We start from the raw sequence: 19,359 nt of genomic DNA on the forward strand, positions 1-19,359 counted from the left end.
GCGATTGCACATACAAGCTGGATAACCTCATGCGCTTGCGCTACGAACGTACCTCTTAGCGTTGGCGAACTTTCCGTTTAAGGTGCGCTCAGTGATGCCCATGGTGCCGCCGTAGTGGGCGACCAATGCAGAGACAAGGGCCTCCTGCGTTTTGAAGCTGGAATAGGGCACGCCTGAAGGCGACTGGCTCAGCATCAGCGTCAACATCCCTCCAATGATGTTGAGATAGGTCGTTTCCGCCCGTTCGCTGATCTCGCATTGCTTGGATGCCAACAGCACCGAGGATTGCTTGAGTAGCGTGTCGTGCTGCTCCTGCAGTTCTCGCATCTCACGTCGGGCTTGTTCAAGCGCGGCCTGAAGGGCCAGCCGCTCCACGAGGATCGCCTGTCCTGTTTCCATGGTGATGAAAGGATGCGCCATGCGTTCGCCACGGCTGAACAGAAATCCTGGCCGGTGCTCGGGATAGTGGGTGCGCATCCAGCGTTTTAGATCGACATGGCGAACAGTCAGATCCAGAGAATTGAGCAGGTTCGGATCATTGAGCGTGATCCCGTTCTTGCCGTAGGGCAGCTCTCCGTTGAGGATGCCGTCATAGATACGTTCCGAGTGCAGCCGGCACTCATTCCATCGAGGGCAGTTCAGCGACCGAGGCAGGACACGCGGTGACGCGATCGTGGCCAGGATCATCGGGAGATACCGCAGCAACCCAGCCCATCGGATGGCCGCCTCGATGGGACGATAGAACACCTTTGATGTTGAAATGTCCTTGTGCATGTCTTCGTCTCCTTTCGGGTGCGCTACATCACCGGCTCCTTTCTTGCCCAAGGGCTGTTGTGTCGTTATGGCCTGCGACGGACGCTTGAGGCGATGCCCTAAGCGAAGGCGGAGGAGGCCATTGGCGTCCGCCGCAGGTGGCCTTGTCTTGCTTGATATGCAAGAATCGATCAGTTGCCGGCCCATCGAGCGATGAGGACGCAAGCTCGATATTGGCGCTCACGGTACCAGCGTCATAGGTGGCGCAAAGCCCATCAAGACCGATTTGGTATGGTCTGATATCCAGACGGTTCAAGACCAGCGAGTTGAAGCGTTCGACGCCCCTACGTCCAGTTGGGGACTGGAAATCAGCGGTTAGTGATGCATCGCTCCACATGCTGATATATCGACAAAGTATCTGCCGCAGTACCAGTGACCCTGCCAGGTTGCCCCAGCACATAGGAGACGGAGATGGCTGAACATTCCCATGAACATCAACATCACACATCCGGTCAGATGGGTAAGCACGGCCGACCATACGCCAAGTTCTGGGTGAACATGGTGTTGGGCCTCGTCGTCATGTACTTCGTAATGTTCAGCATGATCGACGGCGCCAGGGACTTCAGAAACAATCTCAACATGCTCTACATGGCGGTCACTATGTGGGCGCCAATGGGCATCTTCATGCTAGCGACAATGCCCGGCATGTTTCCAAACCGGCGGCTCAATCTCGTGCTGTACGGCTTGTTTGCCGTTCTCACACTCGGTTCTTTTGCCGCTACCCGTGCTCAAACCGGAATCGGCGATCGACAGTTCATCGCGTCTATGGTCCCGCACCATTCGGGAGCGATCCTCATGTGCCGCGAGGCGCAGCTCTCAGATCCGGAACTCGTCAACCTATGCCAAGCGATTTCCGATGGCCAGCGCGCGGAGATCGAGCAGATGAACCGGATTGCTGCACGCCTTCGTTGAGGCTGGCTGCCACTACACTGGCGCCGCGTTGCGCTCCGGCGAAGTTAGCCGCAGCGATGTAAAGATGAGTACTTGCGGTGTTCCGATGCCGGCGGTTGTGTCCTACAGCCGTCCAGGTGCCAGGTAGTCCACGCGACACCACCCCGCGCTGCCTGCGGAGCGAGCGCAAGTCATGATCGTCGCAAGTTGGAGTTCGATAGCGAACCCGCTCAGCAGCTGGACGCATCAGGCGTAACGACGGGTGGATGGATCATCCTTGGACGCTGGTGGAAGTGGTTGGATGAACTTTGTTGCCGAGGGCGAAAAACAAGGCTATAATTGAGTTCTTCGCTGATCACCACAGTGGAGAAAGTGATTGGGAAACAGAGACTTAGCGCTCTAGTGCATGACTCGTTTCCCGCTCCAGATTCAAGGCAGGCAGCTTCGGCTCCCTGTGGCAGTAGATGTAAAAGTCCCATGCGGGAGTAGCTCAGTTGGTAGAGCGATACCTTGCCAAGGTATAGGTCGAGAGTTCGAGACTCTTCTCCCGCTCCAGTTTCAAACCAGGCAGCTTCGGCAGCCTGTGGCAGTAGATGTAAAAGTCCCATGCGGGAGTAGCTCAGTTGGTAGAGCGATACCTTGCCAAGGTATAGGTCGAGAGTTCGAGACTCTTCTCCCGCTCCAAATTGAAAGAGGAAGCCTTCGGGCTTCCTCTTTTCATTTCTGCACTGCATGTTGTGCGCGCTCCGTTCTGATTCCCTTTTCGTTTCTTCAAGCTTCGCGCGTCTTGCGCATCCAAACGCACGCAGTCTTCCAGATGAACGTCTGCCTCTCCGTCCTGACGGTACGGTGCGTCTCTCATTGTGGTCATGCAGCGTGGTATTTCGGTACATGCGTCAAGGCAAGAATGAAAAATGTCGGCTATCGGCAATTGCCTGATTGCCACGACCATCTTTCCCTACTACATTGCTGAATCAGGCTTTTCGCCTGACACCATTATTTGCATCCTGGGGAGGGGGCATGGACAATTTCCAGAAAGAGATTGACGAAAGAACCAATCTCACCGCATCCAACAAGTTCGAGCTGCTGCTGTTCCGCCTGGGGGCGGATCCGCATGGCGAACGTTCCGAGCTGTTCGGCATCAATGTCTTCAAGATCCGCGAGATCGTTCCCATGCCGCCGGTGACCAAGGCGGCGGGCACCCATTCGCCGATGCTGGGCATGGTCAACATCCGTGGCCAGATCATCTCCGTGATCGACCTGCCGGCGGTGGTGGGCTGTGTGCCCAAGACCGGCCTCAACATCCTGCTGGTCACCGAATACGCGCGCAGTACCCAGGCCTTTGCGGTTGAATCGGTGGACGAGATCGTGCGCCTGGAATGGAGCCAGGTCCTCTCGGCCGAAACCAGCAGCGGTGGCGCCTTCGTCACCAGCATCGCGCGCCTGGACCAGGACAAGGACACCAGCCGCCTGGCTCAGGTGCTGGATGTAGAGCAGATCCTGCACGAGATCATGCCCAGCGAGCGCAACATGAAGATGGAAAACCTGGAAAAGAGCGCCGGCCATGGCATGCGCCCCGGTGCGGTGGCCATTGCCGCCGACGATTCCAAGGTGGCCCGTTCCCTCATCGAGCAGGGCTTGCGTGCCATGGAGATTCCTTTCGAGATGCATGTCACCGGCAAGGATGCCTGGGACAAGATCCAGAAACTGGCCAAGGAAGCCCGCGCCGAAGGCAAGCCGATTGCTGACAAGATTTCCTTCGTACTGACCGATCTGGAAATGCCGGAAATGGATGGGTTTACCCTCACGCGCAACATCAAGCGCGAGGATTTCCTGAAGAACATCCCGGTCATCATCCACTCCTCACTGTCCGGTTCGGCCAACGAGGACCACGTCAAGAGCGTGGGTGGGGATGCCTACGTCGCCAAGTTCGAAGCCAACGAACTGGCCTCGACCATCTTCGGCGTGCTCGACAAGGCCGCGGCCAAGGCGTGACGTACACGCGCTGAAATCACCATGAAGGGAGCCTGCGGGCTCCCTTTCTTTTTGTCCTCGGCCGTTATCTGTCCTGCCGCAGCCAGCGGCGATCTCGTATACTGACGCTCCCTTGATCCTGCCGCAGCCAGCGGCGCAGAGCCTCTCTCCATGCACATTCCCGCCATTGCCTCTCCGTTCGACGCCGCCCTGGCCGCTCGTCTTGACGCGCGCATCAACGACAAGACCAAGCCTCTCGGCAGCCTCGGTGCGCTGGAGCGCCTGGCACGCCAGATCGGCCTGATCCAGGGCAGCGACCATCCGGTGCTGCGCCAGAGTGCCATCGTGGTCTGTGCCGGGGACCATGGCGTCACGGCAGAGGGCGTCTCGGCCTACCCGCAAAGCGTGACCTGGCAGATGGTGGAGAATTTCCTGGCTGGCGGCGCCGCGATCAACGTCTTCGCCCGCCAGAATGAATGTGCGCTGTATATCGCCGATACCGGCGTCAATCACGATTTCGGCCCGCGCGAGGGCCTGCTGGATCGCAAGATCGCCCCCGGTACTGCCAACTTCTGCGAAGGCCCTGCGATGACGGCGCAGCAATGCCAGGCCGCGCTGCAGGCCGGCCTCCAGTTCGCCGAATCGCTTCAGGCCGACGTGCTGGGCTTCGGCGAAATGGGGATCGGCAATACCACCGCCGCTGCCGCGTTGATGGCGGCCTTCACAGGCCTGCCGGTGCAAGAGTGCGTGGGCGCTGGCACCGGCCTCGATGCCCAGGGCGTCGCCCGCAAGGCCGATGCGGTGACACGCGCACTGCACCGGCATGCGCAAGCCAGTGCGCCGCTGGAGCGACTGGCGGCCCTGGGCGGCTTCGAGATCGCCTTCATGACCGGTGCCATGCTCGGTGCGGCACAGCGCCGCAAGGTGGTCCTCATCGATGGCTTCATCGTCACCTCGGCGCTGCTGGTGGCAGCGGCCCTGCAGCCGGCGGTGCTGGAATATTGCGTGTTTTCGCATTGCTCGGATGAGGCCGGCCATCGCCGCATGCTGCAGTACCTGGGGGCCACGCCGCTGATGCAGCTGGACCTGCGCCTGGGCGAGGGCACCGGGGCCGCGCTGGCCTTGCCGCTGCTGCGTGCGGCCGTCAATTTCCTGGAACGCATGGCGACCTTTTCCTCGGCCAGCGTCAGCGAAAAGCATGTCTGACAAAGACTTCACCTCACCGCCGCCACCCCGCAGCGACGGCGCGCTGTACCAGCTGCGCCTGTTCTTCACGGCGCTGCAGTTCTTCACACGGCTCCCTATCCCGCGCTGGGTAGGCTTCCAGCCGCACTGGCTGCAACACGCCACGCGCTATTTTCCGCTGGTCGGCTGGATCGTGGCCTGGGCCTGTGCCCTGGTCTACCTGCTGGCCGTGCAGTTCTGGCCGCAGATGGTGGCGGTGCTGCTGTCCACCGCGGCCGGGATCTGGCTCACCGGCGCTTTTCATGAGGATGGTTTTGCCGATGTCTGCGACGGCCTCGGGGGGGCAGTCAGCCGCGAACGTGCGCTGGAGATCATGCGTGATTCGCGCCTGGGCACTTATGGCGTAATCGGTATCGTCGCGCTGTTGCTGGCCAAGCTGGCGGCCTTGCAGGCGTTGCTGCCGCTGCAGGTGCTGGCCGTGCTGGGGATGGCGCATCCGCTCTCGCGCTGGCTGGCCACTTGCCTCATCTGGCGCATGGAGTACGTGCGCGAGGAGGGCAAGGTCAAGCCGTTGGCGCAGCAGATGGGACACGGCGAATTCGTGGTGGCGACCTTCTTCGCGGTGCTGCCGGTGATCGGGGTGATCGCGCTGGGCATGATGTCATGGCAGCGCATTGCCGCCGGCGCGCTGCTGGCGGCATTGGCGACGCTCTGGCTGGCCTCGCGTTTCCGGCGTCGCCTCGGCGGCTATACCGGGGATTGCCTGGGTGCGGTCCAGCAGTTGAGCGAGACGGCCTTCTATCTCGGTGCGCTTGCCGCGTTGCCCTCCTGGTGGAATCCCTGAGCCATGCTGTTGCAGTTGATTCGCCATCCCCAGCCGCTGGTGGACAAGCGCACCTGTTACGGACGCAGCGATATCGCGGTCGCGCCCGAGATGCTGGCGCAGAGCGTGGCGCAACTGTTGCCCCAGTTGCAGGCGCTGCCGCCTGATTGGCCGCTGGTGACCAGTCCGCTGCAGCGCTGCGCGAAGCTGGCGCAATTGCTTGCGCGGGCCATGCATCGACCCGCACCGAATGTGGATGCGCGGCTGCAGGAAATGGATTTCGGAAAGTGGGAGCTGCGCGCCTGGGATGACATCCCCTGGGCCGAAGTCGAGGCCTGGAATGCCGATCTTGCGCATTACGCGCCCGGCGGCGGCGAGACATTGACCGCCGTGGCAAGCCGCATGTGGCAAGCCTTCGACGACTTGCTGGCCACGCCCGCCGAGGGCGTCATCGTGATCTGCCATGCCGGCACCATCCGCATGCTCCACGCCTGTGCCGCATGGCGTGCAGGGCAGGGCGCGGCTGTCTGTCCCGATGTCGCAGACTTCAGGGACATCGCCCTGCGCGCCGCAGCCCATCGCGCCGAGATCCCCTATGCTCGCCTGCTTGCGCTGGACGTCTCGGCCAGCCCCACGCGCTAGCCCGCTCCGCGCGACTCCACCGCAAATTTGATCAGTTCAGCCTGGCCATCGATATTGAGCTTGCGCTTGATGTTGAGCCGATGGGTTTCCACCGTGCGTACACTCAGGTCCAGCTCGCGGGCGATCTGCTTGTTGGATTCGCCATTGGCGATGTGCTGCAGCACTTCGCGTTCACGCTGCGTGAGCAACTCGCGCACCGGCAGTGGCTGGGTCAGCTGGCGTGCCAGTGCGGCACTGTAGTAGATCCCGCCCGAACGCACCGTCTCGATGGCATGCACGATGTCCTGGCTGGGTGCGTCCTTGAGCACATAGCCGCGCGCACCGGCCTGGATCGATTGCATCACGTACTCGGCCTTGTCATGCATGCTCAGGATCAGCACCGCAATCTCCGGATGCAGCGCATGAAAGCGCGCCGTCAGCTCGATGCCGTTGATGCCGCGCATGTTGATGTCCATCAGCGTGAGATCGATCTGATGGCGGGCAGCGGCGGCCAAGGCTTCTTCGGCATTGCCGGCCTCGGCCACCACTTCCAGTCCGGGCACGGTTTCCAGTCGCGCGCGCAAGCCGTCGCGCACCAGCGGATGATCGTCGATGAGCATGATGCGCGTCGTGGCAGGGGCGATGGGCGTGGCGGTCTCAGACATGGGGCGAAGGGAAGAGGGAAGAGCGGGGAATGATGGCGCTGATGCTGGTGCCGGCAGCCGATGAATCGATGGCCAGCTCGCCGCCAACGGCTTCCATGCGTTCGCGCATGTTGCGCAGGCCGATACCGTGGCGCGAATGATCGTCCACCTGGCCGGGATCGAAGCCGCTGCCGTTGTCCTGCACCTGCAGCATCAGCAGGTTGTGGCCGTCATAGAGACGCATGCGGATCTGGCTGGCGTTGGCGTGCCGTGCAATGTTGGTCAGCGCCTCCTGCGCCACGCGAAAGAGCACCGTGTTGACCACGTCCGAGAGTGCCGCGCCGTCCTCGTGATGGCCCTCCTGCGCGAAGACGATCTGTGTCTGCGGGCTGCTTTCGCGCCACTCGCCGCACAGGTGCTCCAGTGCCGCCGCCAGTCCCAGATCATCGAGGATGGCGGGCCGCAAATCGTGCGAGATGCGGCGCACTTCGGCCAGCACGCCGTTGATCTGGGTGGCGGTCTTTTCAAAGCCGGCGCGGGCGGCTGCCGCTTGTTCCGGGGTGCCGCGCAGGCGTTCCAGCGCGGCTTCGATCTGCAGCTTGATGGAGACCAGCCACTGGCTGATGCCGTCATGCAGGTCACGCGAGAGGCGCGCGCGTTCTTCTTCCTGCGAACGCACCACGCGCTGGGCCAGCTGGCGCAGCTTGGCATCGGCCACGCGATGCTCGCTCAGGTTCAGCAGCAGGCCGGCCAGTCCCACCGCCAGCGCGCTGGACAACGCGATGATCGCAATGAGCAGCATGGTCTGGTGCAGGTAGCCGGAATTCTGGTGATCGATCTGGGCCAGCGCCGCTTCCACATCATCCAGGTAGATGCCCGTGCCGATCACCCAGCCCCAGCGCGGCAGGGCGATCACGTAGCCCAGCTTGGGCGCCACCGTCTTGCTGGAGGGCTTGCGCCACAAGTAGCGCTCAAAGCCGCCGCCCTGGTGGGCGCGTTCGATCAGGTGCTGGATGGTCGGGCTGCCGGAGGCATCGCGCCAGTCCCACATCTCGCGCCCCACCAGTTCCGGCTGGCGCGGATGCATGATGCTGCGGCCCTGGTCGTCATAGACGAAGAAATAGCCATCGTCCCCAAACTCCAGGTCGGCCAGGATGCGCCGGGCTTCTTCCTTGATGGCGTCATCGGTGCGCCCGGTGTCGTAGAGATGGGCCAGCGCATGCCGGGCCAGATCCACATAGTGGCGCAGCTCCGTATTCTTGCTGGCCAGGTAGGCCGCCTCGATGGTGGAACGCTGCTGGCGCGCCAGTTCCACCGCCTGGTAGCGCACCACCAGCGCGATGGCCGCAAAGGCCAGGCACAGCGGGACGATGGCAAGGAAGATGATTTTCTGGCGCAGTTTCATGCCCGCGATTCTACCCAAAGCCTTCGGCCGGCCGCGTAAATCTTCATATCGTTTGTCCGCCGCTTATCACCCCGAAAGAAAATCCCTTCATCCTGCGTAATTCTACGTAGCGGCTCTGCGTAGTGCTGCGCTTGTGGGGCAGCAGGGGCATGCCGATACTGGCGGGCATCCTGCGCAGTGCGTCCGTTGGCCCGGTTTCCTTCACGTGGACCCGGGCGGCGACGCACTGACGACAACAAGATTTCCCACAACAATTCATATCCGCAAGGAGGAGAACAATGAACCGCTTGGTTTCCAGACTGGGCTGGCTGGCTGTCGCCCTGGGCGGCGCCGGGGCCTGCGCCTACGTCGCATTGCAGCGCGGCGAATCGATCAATGCCGTCTGGCTGGTCGTGGCCTCGGTGTGCGTCTACCTGATCGCCTACCGCTTCTACAGCAAATTCATCGCCGAGCGCGTGCTGGGCCTGGATGGCGCGCGCATGACGCCGGCCTACAAGTTCAACGACGGCCTGGACTACGTGCCCACCAACAAGTACGTGCTGTTCGGCCACCACTTCGCTGCCATCGCCGGCGCCGGTCCGCTGGTGGGTCCGGTGCTGGCCGCGCAGATGGGTTATCTGCCGGGCATGCTGTGGATCCTGGCTGGCGTGGTCTTTGCCGGTGCCGTGCAGGACTTCATGGTGCTGTTCATCTCCACCCGCCGCGACGGCCGCTCGCTGGGCGACCTGATCAAGTCCGAACTGGGCCAGGTGCCGGGCGTGATTGCACTCTTCGGTGCCTTCATGATCATGGTCATCATCCTGGCGGTGCTGGCGCTGATCGTGGTCAAGGCCCTGGCCGAGTCGCCGTGGGGCACCTTCACCGTGGCCGCGACCATTCCCATTGCGCTCTTCATGGGCGTGTATTCGCGCTACATCCGCCCGGGCCGCATCGGTGAAGTCTCGTGGATCGGCTTCGTGCTGCTGATGCTGGCCATCGTCGGCGGCCAGTACGTGCAGGAACATGCCGTGCTGGGCCAGATGTTCACCTTCAACGGCAAGCAGCTGACCTGGATGCTGATCGGCTACGGTTTCGTCGCTTCGGTGTTGCCGGTGTGGCTGCTGCTGGCGCCGCGCGATTATTTGTCCACCTTCCTGAAGATCGGCACCATCGTGGCGCTGGCACTGGGCATCATCTTCATCGCCCCGCACCTGAAGATGCATGCGGTGACCCGCTTCATCGACGGCAGTGGTCCGGTGTGGTCGGGTTCGCTGTTCCCGTTCCTGTTCATCACCATCGCCTGCGGTGCGGTCTCGGGCTTCCATGCGCTCATTTCCTCGGGCACCACGCCCAAGCTGCTGGAAAACGAAAAGCACGCCCGCTTCATCGGCTACGGCGCCATGCTGATGGAATCCTTCGTGGCGATCATGGCGCTGATTGCGGCTTCCTGCATCGAGCCGGGCATCTACTTCGCCATGAACAGCCCCGCTGCGCTCATTGGCACCACGCCCGAGAACGTGGCCCAGGTGATCTCGCAATGGGGCTTCCACATCACCCCCGAGATGCTGACTCATACCGCCCAGGCCGTGGGTGAACATACCATCATCTCGCGCGCCGGCGGCGCGCCGACCCTGGCCGTGGGCATGGCCCAAATTCTCTCCGGCGTGACGGGAGAAGCGATGATGGCCTTCTGGTACCACTTCGCGATCCTGTTCGAAGCACTGTTCATCCTGACGGCCGTGGATGCCGGTACCCGTGCCGGCCGCTTCATGCTGCAGGACCTGCTGGGCGCCTTCATCCCGCCGATGAAGCGTACCGACTCGTGGGCAGCCAGCCTGATCGCCACCGGCCTGTGCGTGACCGGCTGGGGTTACTTCCTGTACCAGGGCGTGGTCGATCCGCTGGGCGGCATCAATACCCTGTGGCCGCTGTTCGGCATCTCCAACCAGATGCTGGCCGGTATCGCCCTGATCCTGGCGACCTGCGTGCTGTTCAAGATGAAGCGTGACCGCTTTGCCTGGGTCACCGTGGTGCCCACCACCTGGCTGCTGATCTGCACCCTGACCGCCGGCTGGCAGAAGGTGTTCGATGCCAATCCGCGCGTGGGTTTCCTGGCGCATGCGCAGAAGTACCAGGCAGCGCTGGATGAAGGCAAGCTGCTGGCCCCGGCCAAGTCGATTGAGCAGATGCGCCAGGTCATCTTCAACGACTACGTCGATGCCGGCCTGGCCGCGATGTTCATGCTGGTGGTGGTGAGCGTGCTGGTGTTCGGTATCCGTACCGTGATCAAAGCCCGTGCGGCGCACCAGCCCAGCGTCAAGGAATCGGCTTACCAGGCGCTGCCAGCCAGTGCCGTAGCCCCGCAGTGAACTTTTTTGCAGCAAGGAGAACAGCATGAGCAAACCTGGCGCCCTGGCGCAACTGATGGCCTGGCGGCGCCAGGTCGGCCGCACGCTGAACCTGATGGTGGGCATGCCCGAATACGATAACTACGTGGCCCACATGAAGGCCTCTCATCCGGATCACTGCGTGATGACTTATGAAGAATTCTTCCGCGAGCGGCAGGAAGCGCGCTATGGGGGCAAGGGGCGGGTGGGGCGGTGCTGCTGAAAAACGCAGTGTTCCCACTGCCCGGAAATATGACATGGGCCAATGAGAAAGAGACCTTCGGGTCTCTTTTTTTGTGATGTTTCCATGACGCAGGTTATTTCATATCAGGAATTCCCTAATACGAAGCATGTTGCGTTTGAATTATCATTTTTAACAGATGGCAACATGTCAGCATTCTTCAGTTTTTTGATGTTCAAGGTGATTCAAGATGGCAAGCAACGATAGCGGCAAGACCCTCCTCATCGTCGACGACAGCAAAGTCTCCCGCATGGTGATCAAGGCCAACGTCCTGGCCGTGCATCCGGACTGGCAGGTGATGGAAGCCGGTACCGGCGAGGAAGCCATTGCCCAGGTAGAGCAGCGCGTGCCCGACTACTGCACGATGGACATCAACATGCCCGGCATGCTGGGCACCGATGCCGCCGCGCAGATCCTGCAGGCGCATCCGTCGGTACGCATCGCCATTTTCTCGGCCAACATCCAGGAAGCGGTGCAGACCCGCGCCCAGCAACTGGGGGCGCTGTTCGTGGCCAAGCCGGTCACGGAAAAATCGATTGGCCAGGCCCTGCTGCATTTCCGGGGCGCGCTGTGAGCATTCTCAATGAGATCGAACGCGATGCCCTGACCGAGATCTTCAATGTGGGCGCAGGGCGGGCCGCGCAGAGCCTGTCGGAAATCGTGGGCGACGAAGTGCGCCTGTCGGTGCCGTCGGTGGAAGTGCTGCGCACGGCCGCCATCGACGAGCAGGTGCTGCCGCGCACGCGCGGGCGCTTTGCCACCGTGAGCCAGAAGTTTGACGGCCCCTTCGATGCCGAGGCGGTGCTGCTCTTCACCGAGGACCGCGCGCTGTCCATCGTGCGCGACATGATGGGCTCGCAGATGAGCCTGGACGAGCTGGCCGAGTTCGAGCGCGAAGCCATGTGCGAACTGGGCAACATCATCCTCAATGCCTGCCTCTCGGCCATGGCCGACATGCTGGAGATCACCCTCAACAGTTCGCTGCCGCAATACCTGGTGTCTTCCCCGGAAGACATCTCGGCACGCCTGGCGGCCACCGGCAGCGATGACAGCTACGTGCTGGTACTGCATATCGACCTGGTGATCGAGAAGCACCAGACCGACGGCCACCTGATCTTCCTGCTCAGTTCTTCTTCCTTGCACGCCTTGGTGGAGAACGTGCAGCGCTACCTGGGCAAGATCGGATTGGCATGAACACCGCCGCAGCACCCCGCTTCCGCGCCGAGGACGTGCTGGAGCAGCTCCACGGCGGCCTCATCATGCTCGATGCCCGGCGCCATGTCCTGCTCTGGAACGCCTGGGTGGCCCGCTGTAGCCGGGTGCCTGCGGCACAGGCGCTGGGGGCGCGCTTTGATGCGTGCTTCGGCCAGCCGGTGTCGCCGGCCTTGCTGCGGGCCATCGACAATACCCTCCATTACGGCCTGCCGGCAGTGCTCTCCAGCGCCTTGCACCGCTCGCCGCTGCCGCTGTACCCGGAGCATGCCGCTGCCGCAGGTGGGGTGCGCATGGTGCAATCGGTGGTCCTGACGCCTTTCGACAATGAAGAGGGCGAGCGGCTCTGCCTGATCCAGATCAGCGATGCCAGCAACTCGGTGCGGCGCGAAAAGATGCTGCAGTCCCATTCCGACGTGCTCAAGCGCCAGGTCGGCACCGATGGCCTGACCGGCATTCGCAATCGCCGCCATTTCGATGAACATTTCGCCCGGACCTTGCAGCGCGTGGGGCCGACTGGCGCAGCACTGTCGCTGTTCATGGTGGATGTCGATTTCTTCAAGCAGTACAACGATCATTACGGCCATGGCCCCGGCGACCAGGTGCTCAAGCGCGTGGCCGCAGCGCTGCAGGCCGGCTTGCAGCGGCCGGCTGACCTGCTGGCACGCTATGGCGGTGAAGAATTCATCCTCCTGATGGAAGGGCTCACGCCTGCGCAAGCCGCCGACACAGCGGAGGCCCTGCGCGAAAGCGTTCACGCGCTGGCCGAACCGCACGCCAAATCGCTGGTAGCCCATCGCGTCACCATCAGCGTGGGCGTGTGTACGCGTTGCGTCGGGGGCGAAGCCGATGGACGTCAGCTCATGGCAGCGGCCGATGCGGCGCTTTACCGCGCCAAGCTGGGCGGGCGCAACAAGGTGGTCGCGACCGATTGACCCCGCCAGGGGGAGGCATGCCCCAAGGAAATTTCTTCACTTTTGTGCAATTCAAGGGCAATTTATAGGAAACCCTTGCTGAGCAAGCATGTCAGAAAATGGCAGCTTGCTTATCAACAGGCTTGTTCACAGCTTTTGTGGATAACTTGCCTTGTAGCTTGATTTCCGGGGGGAACCGGCCGTCACGTCCGGGTGGCGATTTTGCGTATAATGCGCATCCGTTCATGCTGACAAAAGCCTGACGCACCGGCAAGGTCCCGTAGTTTTCCTGGGGGCCTCTCCTGGCCGGTCTACCATGTTTTTTCGCTTTTTTCTTCACCAAGGGTTTGATGCGCCGACTGCTGCTCCTGCTGCTGACTCTGCTGATCCCGCTGCAACTGCTGGCAGCCACGGGAGAGGTGCAGCTGCGCGAACAGTTGCGTGAACAGCTGCAGGCCCCGGCCACCGCATCTTCCTCTGCGCACTTGCATGCGTTTGCCAAGGGCAGCGGCCATGCCTGCCCGGCCGCCGTCGCCACCTCCTGGCCGGCTGCGGCCGATGCCTTGGCTGCGGGCAGCCTGACGGGCGATGAGGTGCCTGCCAGCGACGATGACGACCAGCCTGGCGCCCAGGGCGAGCTGGAAGATCCTGCCTTGCCGGCGGCCATCGCCACGCCCGGACTGCACTGGTTTCCGTTTCCCCACGCCTTTCCGTCAAGCCTGAGCTGGTCGTCCTACCTGCGCGACCAGTTGCGTCCTCCGCCGTTGGCCTGAGCCTCCTGTCGTGCGTACCTGCTGCGGGCAGGGCGCACGCGCGGCGGCAGTGTCCTGCCTTGCCGCGCACGCCTGACCATTGACTCCCATCGTTGCATCTGCCGTGCTGCGCTTGCGTACGGCACCTTTTCGTTCATCAGGAAAAATCATGAAACGCATTGTTCTGTTCCTCGTCACCAACCTGGCCGTGATGCTGGTCTTGAGCTTCACTGCCAGCCTGCTCGGCGTGAACCGCTACCTCACTGCCAACGGCCTCAACTTCGGCATGCTGCTGGTGTTCTGCGGCCTGATGGGGTTTGGCGGCTCCTTCATTTCGCTGTTCATGTCCAAGACCATCGCCAAGTGGTCCACGGGAGCGCGCGTGATCGAGCAGCCGCAGAATTCCACCGAACTGTGGCTGCTGCAAACGGTCCAGACCCTGGCCACCCGCGCCCAGCTGCCCATGCCGGAAGTGGCGGTCTATGACGGCCCGCCCAACGCCTTTGCCACCGGTGCCAGCAAGAGCAATTCGCTGGTGGCGGTCTCCACCGGCCTGCTGCAAGGCATGACCAAGGAAGAAGTGGAAGCCGTGCTGGCCCACGAAGTGGCCCACATCGCCAACGGCGACATGGTCACGCTGACCCTGATCCAGGGCGTGGTCAATACCTTCGTGATGTTCTTCGCGCGCATCGTCGGCTACTTCGTCGACTCCTTCCTGCGCAGGAACAACGAAGAAAACAGCGGCCCCGGCATCGGCTACATGGTGACCGTGTTCGTCTGCGAAATCGTCTTCGGCATCCTGGCCAGCATCATCGTGATGTACTTCTCGCGCCAGCGCGAATACCGCGCCGACGCCGGTGCTGCATCCCTGATGGGTTCCAAGGTGCCGATGATGAATGCGCTGCGCCGCCTGGGTGGCCTGCAGTCCGATGGCCTGCCGCAGAACCTGCAGGCTTCCGGCATCTCCGGCCGCGAATCGTGGCTGGGCCTGTTCTCCAGCCACCCGCCGCTGGAGTCGCGCATCGCCGCCTTGCAGGCTGCACGCTGATGCCGCGCTGGCGGGCCGCACCGCGCCAAGTACGGCCCGCCAGCGACGGCGCCTGAGTGGCTGTCATGCCCGCGTATTCATGCGCGTGTTAGTCTTTGTGAAGGTTCGTGCCTGCGTTTGCACGCAGGCACGCAGCCGGCAGACAGCCAGTGTCACAGTCATCTCCAACAAATTCATCCACCTTAGAAAGGAACCCTGACTGATGCCCCATCACACTCCCCTGATCGCCACCATTGTCGCCGGCCTGGTCCTGGCCTTCATCTTCGGGACCCTGGCCCATCGCCTGAAAATGCCGCCGTTGATCGGCTACCTGGTGGCCGGTATCGCCATCGGTCCGTTCACGCCCGGCTTCGTGGGCGACGCCGACCTGGCCCAGGAACTGGCCGAGATCGGGGTGATCCTGCTGATGTTCGGTGTCGGTCTGCACTTTTCGCTGAAGGACCTGTTGTCGGTCAAGAACATTGCCATCCCCGGTGCAGTGGCGCAGATCGCCATTGCCACCTTGCTCGGCATGGGCCTGGGCTGGCTGCTGGGCTGGCCGTTCGGCGAGGGCTTCCTGTTTGGCCTGGCGCTGTCGGTGGCCAGTACCGTGGTGCTGTTGAAAGCGCTGCAGGAACGCCGCCTGGTGGAAACCCAGCGCGGCCGCATCGCCGTGGGCTGGCTCATCGTCGAGGACATCGCCATGGTGCTGGCGCTGGTGCTCATCCCGGCGCTCTCCGGCATCCTGGGCGGCAAGGGCGAGGCACTCTCCGGCAATGCCGTGCTGCTGACCCTGGGGCTGACGCTGGGCAAGGTGGTGGCCTTCGTGGCGGTGATGCTCATCGTCGGGCGCCGCGTCATTCCGTGGATCCTGGAGCGCATCGCCGATACCGGCTCGCGTGAACTGTTCCGCCTGGCCGTGCTGGCCATCGCGCTGGGCTTTGCGCTGGGGTCGGCTTATGTGTTTGGCGTGTCCTTCGCGCTGGGGGCCTTCTTCGCCGGCATGATCCTGTCCGAATCCGAACTGAGCCACCGTGCCGCCGAAGAATCACTGCCGCTGCGCGATGCCTTCTCCGTGCTGTTCTTCGTCTCGGTGGGGATGCTGTTCGATCCGTCGATCCTGGTGCGCGAACCGCTGCTGGTGCTGGCGACCGTGCTCATCATCGTGGTCGGCAAGTCGCTGGCGGCCTGGCTGATCGTGCGCGCATTCGGTCACCCGAATTCGACGGCGCTCACCATTTCCGCCAGCCTGGCGCAGATTGGTGAATTTTCCTTCATCCTGGCCACACTCGGCCTGTCGCTGGACCTGCTCTCGCCGATGGCACGCGACCTGATCCTGGGCGGCGCGATTCTGTCTATCTTGATCAATCCCTTGCTGTTCTCGCTGCTCGATCGCTACGAAGCGCGTCACGCCAAACCTGCCGACGTGCAGGACGTGCCACCCACGGTGGACCTGCAGGATCACGTGGTGCTGGTCGGTTATGGCCGTGTCGGCCGTGGCATCGGCGAGCAGTTGCGCGCGCAGGGCAAGCCTTTCGTGGTGATCGAGGCGCAGCGCGAGCATCTGGAAGCACTGCGCCAGGATGGCGTGCCGGCGCTGTACGGCAATGCGGCCCAGAGCGAACTCCTGAAGGCTGCCGCCGTGGAGCGCGCACGCTGGCTGCTGGTGGCAATACCGGAAGTGTTCGAAGCCGGGCAGGTGATCGAAAATGCACTGGAGCTCAATGCCGGACTGAAGGTGGTGGCGCGCGCCCATTCGGATGCCGAGATCGAGCACCTGGAAAAACATGGTGCCCAGCGCGTCATCATGGGCGAGCGCGAGATTGCGCGCGGCATGCTGGAGTCAGTGGGGCAGGGTGCCTGAAGCTGGTTGGCTTGATTTGCCCTGCGCGCCTGCAGCATTTTTCTTCACGTGCTAAAGTCGCGGCTGCTGTCTCGGCGGACTTTCGGTCCGCTGCGCGGCAACAAGTTCTCGGGGCGGGGTGAAACTCCCCACCGGCGGTAATCAGGCGGCGCCTTGCGGTGTTGCATGTAGCCCGCGAGCGCCCGGCCTGTCGCCACGACGAGCCGGGGTCAGCAGACCTGGTGTGATTCCGGGGCCGACGGTCATAGTCCGGATGAAAGAGAACGGGATGTCCGGTGTCGTGCCGCTTTTCTGGCGGTGCGCGCGGCCGCGCATTCCCACGCCCTGTTTATTCATCGAACAGGAGTCCTGAACCATGTCGCAATCGCATCAATCGCATCTGTCTGCCGTACCTTCCCATCACGGTCAACGCATCGCCTTCGTCCAGGCCAGCTGGCACAAGGACATCGTCGACCAGTGCCGCATCGCCTTCACCGAGGAAATGGCCAAGCTGGGCTGGCCCACCTCCAGCATCGACTTTTTTGAACTGCCCGGTGCCTTCGAAATCCCCCTGCACGCCAAGGTCCTGGCCAAGACTGGCAAGTACGCCGGCATCGTCGCCAGCGGCCTGGTGGTCGATGGCGGCATCTACCGCCATGACTTCGTGGCGCAATCGGTCATCTCGGCACTGATGCAAGTGCAGCTGGAGACCGAAGTGCCGGTGTTCTCGGCCGTGCTGACCCCGCATCACTTCCATTCGCACAGCGAGCACCACGATTACTTCCACCAGCATTTCCTGGTCAAGGGACGTGAAGCCGCACACGCATGTGCGACCACCGTCGCCAAGTTGGCCGAAGTCCGTGCAGCCGATACTGCACAGCGCAGCCTGAATGCAGCCTGACGCTTGACGCCTGCTGCCGTGACGGGCGCGGGGACAGCCAAATTTTGCTTCACATTGCGCTTAACATTTGTGAAGCATTTGCTTACAACCCTTACGGCTTTCGCCTAGAGTTGTCAGGTTTCGGGGGATATAGTCACGCTACGTCATTCAGAACAACGAGGAGCTATCGTGAAAAAGTCGATTTCCCTGATTGCCGGCATGGCTGTCTTTGCTGCCGTTGCCGGTCTGTCCGCAGCACCGGCCATGGCCGGACATGTCTCCATCGGCGTCAACATCGGCGTGCCCGCTTACGTGGCTCCGCAGCCTGTCTACGTACAGCCGGCCCCCGTGTATGCGCCGCCGCCGGTATATGTGCGCCCGGCACCGGTCTACGTGCGTCCGGCACCGGTTTATTACGCACCGGCGCCGGTGTATGTGGAGCGCGAGTACCATCGTGGCCATCACCGCCACTGGCATCGTCCGCCGCCGCCCCCGGGCTATGGCTACTGGGGGCGTTGATTCCCGGGCAGCAGGCAAGAAAAATGGCGGCTTGAAGGCCGCCATTTTTTCGTTCATTCAATGAGCAGCAGTTGTGCACTGCTGACATCGGGCTGGGCTTATTTTTTCGCGGGGGTGGTGTCGTCATCGACATCGACCAGCAGGTAGCGTTCAGCCGCACCGAAGAAGCGATCGTAAAAGTCCGGCGAGCGGATGGTTTCGCTGGAAACGCGCACCATTGAGTCATCGCTGGCGGCAAAGGGCATCGACACCGACCCCAGCACGCTCACGCCCAGGCTGGCCGAGCTGTTGCTCTTCTTGATGCCGTAGCCATCCTGGGTGGCGCTGGCGAACATGGTCGAGCTTTTGCCGTTGCCATTGGAGGCACAGACCACGTGGAAGGCGATTTCCATGTGCTTGTCGCTGGCGGGCTGGAAGCTCTTGTTGCCGTCCAGGGTGTTGTCGGTGGATTTGTTGATCACGTAGCCCTGGCCCAGCAGTGCGCGGCGGGCGGCTTCGCAGACGGCTTTTTCGCTGCCGGGGAAGCTGCGCGAGAAGGCGCTGGTATCGTTGAATTCTTCCTGGTGATAGAAGGCGGTTTTGCCCGTGGTACAAGCGGTCAGGCCGAGGCTGGCGGCGGTGACGAGCAACAAGAAAATTGAAAAACGCGGGCGCGGCATGCAGCGGATCTCCGGCAACAGTGAGAGGTGGCGTGAATTGTAAAGGATTCAGGAAGCTCAGAGTTTGGGCGGATGGTAAAGATCCGTAACAGATGGCGTATCACCCGATGAGAACAGGAATGAAGACGCGCGCAGGGGATCGACATGAAGGTAAAATCACTTGTCGAATTGCCTGACTGAAAGTAATGTTAGGAGATTCAAGGGAGTGGTCTTCCATCGGGACGATCATGAATCTGCCGGGCAAGCCGGGCACATTCGCAAACGGCCTCGTCAAGGAACATGGACAAAAATCAGAAAGCGGAATTGGAGCGCATCCAGAAGGAACTGGTGGACGCACACAATAAGGCTGCGTGGCAGATGGCCGCGACGATCATCAAGGCCTCGCTGGTCAAGAATGGCATGGACCAGCCGCCCACTCCGGCCGAGCTGGCCGATCTCAATGCCACCATCACCAACCTGCGCAGTGTGGCCGAGGATGCGCTGGAGTTGCTCAAGCGCTGAGCGGGATGCTGCGCTTGTCGTTCCGGGCGCGTACCTTGATGCTTTTCAAGGCGCCGCGCCGGTGCGCGACACCCTCTCAATACCGAACC

20 protein-coding genes, 2 tRNA genes and 1 riboswitch are annotated in these 19,359 nt (G+C 62.3%); of the genes, 18 read left to right on the forward strand and 4 right to left on the reverse strand.

Translation table 11 applies throughout. The features are described from left to right. Positions 1-27: 27 nt before the first annotated feature. Positions 28-774 (reverse strand): hypothetical protein, encoded by a 747-nt coding sequence (locus tag ACLRDN_RS10315; RefSeq protein WP_003098991.1) that lies wholly within the window; start codon positions 772-774, stop codon positions 28-30. 450 nt (positions 775-1,224) lie between these two features. Between ACLRDN_RS10315 and ACLRDN_RS10320 the strand changes: the two genes are divergently transcribed. The 7 genes from ACLRDN_RS10320 (at position 1,225) to ACLRDN_RS10350 (ending at position 6,328) form a co-directional block, all read left to right on the forward strand. After that, a complete protein-coding gene (locus ACLRDN_RS10320) occupies positions 1,225-1,725 on the forward strand; it encodes a DUF305 domain-containing protein (protein WP_003098996.1) in 501 nt (166 codons plus the stop codon). Between the two features lie 458 nt (positions 1,726-2,183). Further along, positions 2,184-2,259: transfer RNA gene (locus ACLRDN_RS10325), tRNA-Gly, on the forward strand. Between the two features lie 53 nt (positions 2,260-2,312). After that, positions 2,313-2,388 (forward strand) — tRNA-Gly (locus tag ACLRDN_RS10330). Positions 2,389-2,724: 336 nt separating this feature from the next. Continuing rightward, positions 2,725-3,699 (forward strand): chemotaxis protein, encoded by a 975-nt coding sequence (locus tag ACLRDN_RS10335; RefSeq protein ID WP_413459948.1) that lies wholly within the window; start codon positions 2,725-2,727, stop codon positions 3,697-3,699. A 150-nt stretch (positions 3,700-3,849) separates the two neighbouring features. Next, a complete protein-coding gene (gene cobT / locus ACLRDN_RS10340) occupies positions 3,850-4,884 on the forward strand; it encodes a nicotinate-nucleotide--dimethylbenzimidazole phosphoribosyltransferase (protein WP_413459949.1) in 1,035 nt (344 codons plus the stop codon). Next, the gene (locus ACLRDN_RS10345) at positions 4,877-5,707 is read left to right on the forward strand and encodes an adenosylcobinamide-GDP ribazoletransferase (protein ID WP_413459950.1); all 831 of its coding nucleotides are present in this window, start codon (positions 4,877-4,879) and stop codon (positions 5,705-5,707) included. The genes cobT and ACLRDN_RS10345 overlap by 8 nt, the downstream gene beginning before the upstream one ends. Before the next feature lie 3 nt (positions 5,708-5,710). Continuing rightward, a complete protein-coding gene (locus ACLRDN_RS10350; protein WP_413459951.1) occupies positions 5,711-6,328 on the forward strand; it encodes a histidine phosphatase family protein in 618 nt (205 codons plus the stop codon). Here the strand turns inward: ACLRDN_RS10350 and ACLRDN_RS10355 are convergent. Together ACLRDN_RS10355 and ACLRDN_RS10360 are read right to left on the reverse strand one after the other, a co-directional pair. Then, positions 6,325-6,972 carry a response regulator gene (locus tag ACLRDN_RS10355; RefSeq protein ID WP_413459952.1) on the reverse strand — a complete coding sequence of 216 codons (648 nt, stop codon included), beginning with the start codon at positions 6,970-6,972 and terminating at the stop codon, positions 6,325-6,327. The two genes, ACLRDN_RS10350 and ACLRDN_RS10355, sit on opposite strands and share 4 nt — an antisense overlap. Beyond that, a complete protein-coding gene (locus ACLRDN_RS10360; RefSeq protein WP_413459953.1) occupies positions 6,965-8,356 on the reverse strand; it encodes a cache domain-containing protein in 1,392 nt (463 codons plus the stop codon). The genes ACLRDN_RS10355 and ACLRDN_RS10360 overlap by 8 nt, the downstream gene beginning before the upstream one ends. Positions 8,357-8,634: 278 nt before the next feature. Between ACLRDN_RS10360 and ACLRDN_RS10365 the strand changes: the two genes are divergently transcribed. The 10 genes from ACLRDN_RS10365 to ACLRDN_RS10410 all read left to right on the forward strand — a co-directional run bounded on the left by ACLRDN_RS10365 (position 8,635) and on the right by ACLRDN_RS10410 (position 18,110). Next, a complete protein-coding gene (locus ACLRDN_RS10365; RefSeq protein WP_413459954.1) occupies positions 8,635-10,704 on the forward strand; it encodes a carbon starvation CstA family protein in 2,070 nt (689 codons plus the stop codon). Between the two features lie 55 nt (positions 10,705-10,759). After that, positions 10,760-10,945, forward strand: a complete 186-nt coding sequence (locus tag ACLRDN_RS10370) for a YbdD/YjiX family protein (protein WP_413460378.1) — start codon at positions 10,760-10,762, stop codon at positions 10,943-10,945. A gap of 208 nt (positions 10,946-11,153) precedes the next feature. Then, positions 11,154-11,537 carry a response regulator transcription factor gene (locus ACLRDN_RS10375; RefSeq protein ID WP_413459955.1) on the forward strand — a complete coding sequence of 128 codons (384 nt, stop codon included), beginning with the start codon at positions 11,154-11,156 and terminating at the stop codon, positions 11,535-11,537. Then, complete coding sequence (locus ACLRDN_RS10380; RefSeq protein ID WP_413459956.1) at positions 11,534-12,157, forward strand: chemotaxis protein CheC; 624 nt, start codon at positions 11,534-11,536, stop codon at positions 12,155-12,157. The genes ACLRDN_RS10375 and ACLRDN_RS10380 overlap by 4 nt, the downstream gene beginning before the upstream one ends. Further along, entirely contained in the window at positions 12,154-13,110 is a 957-nt protein-coding gene (locus ACLRDN_RS10385) for a diguanylate cyclase (RefSeq protein WP_413459957.1), read from the forward strand. The genes ACLRDN_RS10380 and ACLRDN_RS10385 overlap by 4 nt, the downstream gene beginning before the upstream one ends. A gap of 329 nt (positions 13,111-13,439) precedes the next feature. After that, on the forward strand, positions 13,440-13,862 hold the full coding sequence (locus tag ACLRDN_RS10390) for a hypothetical protein (RefSeq protein WP_413459958.1): 423 nt from the start codon (positions 13,440-13,442) through the stop codon (positions 13,860-13,862). 148 nt (positions 13,863-14,010) lie between these two features. Beyond that, on the forward strand, positions 14,011-14,889 hold the full coding sequence (gene htpX / locus ACLRDN_RS10395; protein ID WP_413459959.1) for a protease HtpX: 879 nt from the start codon (positions 14,011-14,013) through the stop codon (positions 14,887-14,889). Positions 14,890-15,091: 202 nt separating this feature from the next. Beyond that, entirely contained in the window at positions 15,092-16,732 is a 1,641-nt protein-coding gene (gene ybaL, locus ACLRDN_RS10400) for a YbaL family putative K(+) efflux transporter (RefSeq protein WP_413459960.1), read from the forward strand. 100 nt (positions 16,733-16,832) lie between these two features. Next, positions 16,833-17,001: riboswitch (FMN riboswitch) on the forward strand. 86 nt (positions 17,002-17,087) lie between these two features. Next, positions 17,088-17,612: a 6,7-dimethyl-8-ribityllumazine synthase gene (locus tag ACLRDN_RS10405; RefSeq protein ID WP_413459961.1), complete on the forward strand. Its 525-nt coding sequence runs from the start codon at positions 17,088-17,090 to the stop codon at positions 17,610-17,612. Positions 17,613-17,780: 168 nt separating this feature from the next. Continuing rightward, positions 17,781-18,110 (forward strand): hypothetical protein, encoded by a 330-nt coding sequence (locus tag ACLRDN_RS10410; RefSeq protein WP_088753687.1) that lies wholly within the window; start codon positions 17,781-17,783, stop codon positions 18,108-18,110. A gap of 98 nt (positions 18,111-18,208) precedes the next feature. Here the strand turns inward: ACLRDN_RS10410 and ACLRDN_RS10415 are convergent, their stop codons facing one another. Then, positions 18,209-18,769: a DUF2242 domain-containing protein gene (locus tag ACLRDN_RS10415; RefSeq protein WP_413459962.1), complete on the reverse strand. Its 561-nt coding sequence runs from the start codon at positions 18,767-18,769 to the stop codon at positions 18,209-18,211. A gap of 327 nt (positions 18,770-19,096) precedes the next feature. Here ACLRDN_RS10415 and ACLRDN_RS10420 point away from each other — a divergent pair, with 327 nt between their 5' ends. Beyond that, complete coding sequence (locus ACLRDN_RS10420) at positions 19,097-19,270, forward strand: hypothetical protein (protein WP_227022621.1); 174 nt, start codon at positions 19,097-19,099, stop codon at positions 19,268-19,270. Positions 19,271-19,359: the final 89 nt, after the last annotated feature.

This window comes from Herbaspirillum huttiense, from assembly GCF_047300815.1.
Lineage (GTDB): Bacteria > Pseudomonadota > Gammaproteobacteria > Burkholderiales > Burkholderiaceae_D > Herbaspirillum > Herbaspirillum huttiense_A.

Coding starts and splice junctions, on each gene's coding strand:
- ACLRDN_RS10315 (WP_003098991.1), bottom strand. CDS start 774: ATGCACAAGGACATTTCAACATCAAAGGTGTTCTATCGTCCCATCGAG.
- ACLRDN_RS10320 (WP_003098996.1), top strand. CDS start 1,225: ATGGCTGAACATTCCCATGAACATCAACATCACACATCCGGTCAGATG.
- ACLRDN_RS10335 (WP_413459948.1), top strand. CDS start 2,725: ATGGACAATTTCCAGAAAGAGATTGACGAAAGAACCAATCTCACCGCA.
- cobT (WP_413459949.1), top strand. CDS start 3,850: ATGCACATTCCCGCCATTGCCTCTCCGTTCGACGCCGCCCTGGCCGCT.
- ACLRDN_RS10345 (WP_413459950.1), top strand. CDS start 4,877: ATGTCTGACAAAGACTTCACCTCACCGCCGCCACCCCGCAGCGACGGC.
- ACLRDN_RS10350 (WP_413459951.1), top strand. CDS start 5,711: ATGCTGTTGCAGTTGATTCGCCATCCCCAGCCGCTGGTGGACAAGCGC.
- ACLRDN_RS10355 (WP_413459952.1), bottom strand. CDS start 6,972: ATGTCTGAGACCGCCACGCCCATCGCCCCTGCCACGACGCGCATCATG.
- ACLRDN_RS10360 (WP_413459953.1), bottom strand. CDS start 8,356: ATGAAACTGCGCCAGAAAATCATCTTCCTTGCCATCGTCCCGCTGTGC.
- ACLRDN_RS10365 (WP_413459954.1), top strand. CDS start 8,635: ATGAACCGCTTGGTTTCCAGACTGGGCTGGCTGGCTGTCGCCCTGGGC.
- ACLRDN_RS10370 (WP_413460378.1), top strand. CDS start 10,760: ATGGCCTGGCGGCGCCAGGTCGGCCGCACGCTGAACCTGATGGTGGGC.
- ACLRDN_RS10375 (WP_413459955.1), top strand. CDS start 11,154: ATGGCAAGCAACGATAGCGGCAAGACCCTCCTCATCGTCGACGACAGC.
- ACLRDN_RS10385 (WP_413459957.1), top strand. CDS start 12,154: ATGAACACCGCCGCAGCACCCCGCTTCCGCGCCGAGGACGTGCTGGAG.
- ACLRDN_RS10390 (WP_413459958.1), top strand. CDS start 13,440: ATGCGCCGACTGCTGCTCCTGCTGCTGACTCTGCTGATCCCGCTGCAA.
- htpX (WP_413459959.1), top strand. CDS start 14,011: ATGAAACGCATTGTTCTGTTCCTCGTCACCAACCTGGCCGTGATGCTG.
- ybaL (WP_413459960.1), top strand. CDS start 15,092: ATGCCCCATCACACTCCCCTGATCGCCACCATTGTCGCCGGCCTGGTC.
- ACLRDN_RS10405 (WP_413459961.1), top strand. CDS start 17,088: ATGTCGCAATCGCATCAATCGCATCTGTCTGCCGTACCTTCCCATCAC.
- ACLRDN_RS10415 (WP_413459962.1), bottom strand. CDS start 18,769: ATGCCGCGCCCGCGTTTTTCAATTTTCTTGTTGCTCGTCACCGCCGCC.